We start from the raw sequence: 4,314 nt of genomic DNA on the forward strand, positions 1-4,314 counted from the left end.
GGCCTACACCCTGGCGACGCTGTTGCACTTCTATGCCGGGGTGCAGCGGGCGCATGCCGCCGGGCTGCGGCGCAACCGCTCCATCGATCGAGCGCTGACAGAGACCCGCAAGCCGGGCGCCTACAACGTGCTGACGACGGGAGCCGGCTTGCTCAGCCTGCTGCTCGTGCCGATTCCACCCGTCCAGGTGTTCGGTGTGGCGGGCGCCTTCGGGACGGCGCTGGTCTTCGTGACGGTTTTCTTTCTGGTGCCGCCCCTGCTTCGGCGCTGGGATACCCAGCGCTGGCCGAGTCGCAGTTCCGGCATGGGCCGGTTCGGCCGGCTGGCTTCGCGGCTGGCCTTGTTCAGCCTGCGGCATCCGAAGGCCGTCATCGGCGGTGCGATCGCTTTGTGCATTGCGAGTATTCCGCTCGCGACTCAGGTGAGGGTCGAATCCGACATCCTGGCGTTCTTTAGGCCGGATCACCCCCTCAGTACGCAAACGAAGCTCATCGAGTCGAAGCTCTCGGGCGTCACCTCGCTGGAGATCTCGCTGACCGGCAGCGGGCGCGACAGCCTTAGGAATGTAGACAGCCTGCGCTCGATCAGCGAATTCCAGCAATGGCTGGAACAGCAGCCGGAGGTCGACCGCGCGGTCTCGATGGTCGATCTGGTCGAAGAGATGCATTGGGCGATGAACGACGAGCAAGCCGCCTTCCGAGCGCTCCCCGGCAACGACCGTTTGCTGAGCCAATACCTGCTTGTCTATGACGGGCGCGATCTCTACGAACTGGTGAACCGCGATTTTCAGCGGGCCAGGATCGTTCTCAGCTTGAACGTGCACGGCACACAAGGCATCAGCCAGGTCATCGAGAGAATCCGCGAGCGAAACAAGGCTCAGCCTCTCCCTGGTCTGGTACTGGATATCGGAGGCCACGGCCGGCTTTTCGCCGACCAGGTGGACCTGCTTGTCCAAGGGCAATTGAACAGCTTTGCAGGAGCGTTCGTTCAGATATTCGTTCTCATGACGCTGCTGTGGCGCTCGCCAGTCGCAGCGGCGCTGTGCATCGTTCCGAATCTCGCGCCGCTTTTCTTCGTATTCGTTCTGATGGGTGCGACCGGTATTCCTCTGGATCTGGCCACGGTCATGATTGCGAGCCTGGTGCTCGGGATCACGATCGACGACACGATCCATCTGTATCACGGCTACCGAAATCGCTTGAAGGCGGGAGCCGCGCCGGTTTTCGCGATTGCCCGGAGCTTCGAATCGTCCGGGCGCGCCGTGCTGGCGACGTCGCTGTTGTTGATCGCCCAGTTTGCATTGCTGGCCGCGTCGGACTTCATCCCGACATCGAACTTCGGGCTATTGACCGCAGTCGGGCTTGCCGCCGGGCAGTTGTTTGAACTGCTGGTGCTGCCCGCCTTGTTGCTTGTGGCCAGACGGCGAGGGCCGGCAGGGGCGTCACCGGAAAAGCGGGCAGCACCGGCGCCTGCGATCGCGATGCAGCAACGCCGTGTGTTGGTATGTCGGGGTCGAACTTGCAACCAGGCCGGAGCAGCCGCGGTCTGGCGGCGGCTGAGAGATGAGCGACGGCGGCTTGATCTGCACGACCCCGCGACAGGCATCTTGATCACCAAAACCAGTTGCCTCGGCCCCTGCCGGTTGGGACCGGTGTTGCAGGTGTTTCCCGAAGGGGTCTACTACTGCCGAATCGACGAGGCAGGGCTCGACCGAGTGATCGGCGATCACCTGGTCGGTGGACGCGTCGTGGACGAACTGGCGTTATCGCCCGAGCGGAGCGCTTGAGCGTGTACGGGTACACGTCGCTGGCGACATGATGCAGCTGCAGGTTCATGAAGCGCAGCGCCGTCCGCCCCCCAAGACAAAGGGTGTGCGGGCTAATCACCAAGCGTAGACTTAATTGCGGTGAGGTCCGGTACAGATCATCATCGGTCCGACGGACATTTGATGCGACTTGTGAAGGGGACCAATGAAGGCCTTGGATTTTTTCGATGGCTTGTCTTCGCCTGGGTCCTTTGGACGCAAGGCGGCCAGGCGGTTGGCCCTGTGGAGCATGGCGTTTTCCCTTGTGGCTTGTTCGGCGATTGCGACGCATCCTCCGGCGCCGCGCTTGGTCGACGCCCCCAACCTGCGCTACAAGATCGGACCGCTCGACACGCTGAGCATCGTCGTGTGGCGAAATCCCGAGTTGTCGTCCACCGTCACAGTGCGGCCGGATGGCTTCATCTCCACGCCCTTGGTCGAAGACGTGCAAGCTGCGGGTCGAAGCCCCGCCGACCTGTCTCGCGAGGTCGAGAAGGCATTGGCCAAGTACATCCGCGACCCCGTCGTGAGCATCGTGGTCGGAGGGCTCCAAGGAATTTCAGGAGGATTCCAGGGGGTCTTTTCGGACCAGATCCGCATCGTTGGCGAGGCCGCCAAGCCGCAGGCCGTGCCTTACCGCCAAGACATGACCATCCTTGACGTCATGATCCAAGTAGGTGGCGTGACCGACTTCGCCGATGGCAATGCCGCGGTCCTGATTCGCGGCACGGAAGGCGGCAAGCAATACAGCGTGCGGCTCCGGGATCTGCTCAAGCGCGGCGACATCTCTGCGAACGTGGCGGTGATGCCGGGTGACATCATCATCGTCCCGCAGAGCTGGTTCTAATCACCGTGGTCACGCCACGGTCGCTCGCACCGCGTCGCAGTTTCCTGAAGTCGCCGCTATGGGCGCATGCCGCGCTCCCATTGAGGCGGATCGCCCTGCTCATATGGGCCGCCGCGCCCATTGTTGTTCCCACGACCCTATGCGCCCAGACCAGGCTGCCCGTGGTCACGATCGACGGTGGATTGACGGCTAGCGACAACGGTGCGCTGAGTGCCTCGGGGCAGGAACGAGGCGAGTTCATCACTTCCATTCGACCCAAGGTGTTGTTCGGCAGGCGCGGCGCAGGCCTCGAGTTCGATGTCGAAGCAGCGGCCACCTTGCTGACGTTTGCTAACGGAACTCAGGACAACGACGTTCTGCCAGACGTTCGCGCCGGGCTCAAGGCCACCGTCGTTGAGCGACTGCTGTACGTGGGCGCAGCGGCCCACGTGCGCCAGTCCGAAATCGACCCGTTCGGCTCCCGGTCGGGCGACACGACCGGCGACAATCGGCGTACTCAGGGTACCTACGGCGTGAGCCCGACGATCGAGCGCGAGTTATCGACCAACTCCTCGCTTGTCGCGCGGCACGACATCACGCTCACGACCAACGGCGCAGGCGAGAGCTCGAGACTGATGTCTCATCGCAGCTTGATCCGAATCGAAAGGAAGCCAGTCCCGCTAGGAGCAGCGGTGGAGTTGTCCAGGTTGGAAAACGAGTTGGAGGAGTTCGCGGAAAGCCGCTTCACGCTGGACACGCTGCGTCTGCGCGGCAGCATCCACCTCGAAGATCAGGTCGTGCTCGGGGTGGTGGCGGGCAAGGACCGCAGCCGGTTTGTACTCAGCGATCACACTGACTCGCTCTACGGACTCAGTGTTCAATGGAATCCCGGGCCGCGCACGGAGCTGTCGGCGACGCTCGAGCGTCGTTTCTTCGGTAGCGCCGGCGTCCTCGCATTGAGCCACCGGATGCCTTTCATGTCGTTCGCGCTCACAATGAGCCGGCAGCCGGTCACGGCATCGACATCGCTGGGTGTGCTCGGGCAGGGATCTGACCTACGCGGCTTTCTGGATGCCATTCTCACCACGCGCTACCCCGATCCCGTGGTGCGTAGCGGCCTCGTCGACACAGTCGTGACGAACCGGGGTCTCGACACGCGTCTGCCGAATGCGATCGATGTGGTGGCCGAGTATCCGCAGCTCGAGACCAGAATCAACGCGACCTGGGTCTGGCTCGGACCGCGCAACACCGCTTCCTTGGCGTTGTATTCACAGACCCTGCGCCAGCTCACTCGCGAAGGCGATCCGCTGTCGACGCTGATCGCTGCGATTGCCGACAACCGGCAGACGGGCGGATCGTTGCGGTTCAATCGCAAGCTCACGCCGCAGCTGTCGGTGGAGACGAGTGCACGGTGGTCAAAAATCACGGGGCTCTCGGCCCGCGACGGCGATGACAGCGAAGAGAAGAGTTATCGATTTTCACTGATGAAAAACGTTTCGCCCCGCACGAGTGTTTCGGCCGGCGTGCAAATCAACCGGTTCACGACAACGGTCAGTCAATTGAACTCATACGATGCCACACTGCTGTTCGTCGGCATGAGCCACCGCTTTTGAGCCGCAGATGTTCGAATCGCATTTCGGATTCAGCGCGCCGCCGTTTCAGCTCAGCCCCGATCCGAGCTTCT

3 protein-coding genes are annotated in these 4,314 nt (G+C 62.7%); all 3 read left to right on the top strand.

The genetic code is table 11. The annotated features are described in order from the left end of the window. A partial coding sequence (locus H0W38_RS17515) for an MMPL family transporter (RefSeq protein ID WP_292456448.1) occupies positions 1–1,786 on the top strand: 1,786 nt, incomplete at its 5' end. Between the two features lie 325 nt (positions 1,787–2,111). Next, on the top strand, positions 2,112–2,651 hold the full coding sequence (locus tag H0W38_RS17520; RefSeq protein ID WP_292456450.1) for an XrtA/PEP-CTERM system exopolysaccharide export protein: 540 nt from the start codon (positions 2,112–2,114) through the stop codon (positions 2,649–2,651). Positions 2,652–2,812: 161 nt separating this feature from the next. Further along, positions 2,813–4,243 carry a TIGR03016 family PEP-CTERM system-associated outer membrane protein gene (locus H0W38_RS17525; protein WP_292456452.1) on the top strand — a complete coding sequence of 477 codons (1,431 nt, stop codon included), beginning with the start codon at positions 2,813–2,815 and terminating at the stop codon, positions 4,241–4,243. Positions 4,244–4,314: the final 71 nt, after the last annotated feature.

The sequence above is a fragment of the Methylibium sp. genome, from assembly GCF_013817365.1.
Lineage (GTDB): Bacteria > Pseudomonadota > Gammaproteobacteria > Burkholderiales > Burkholderiaceae_C > Methylibium.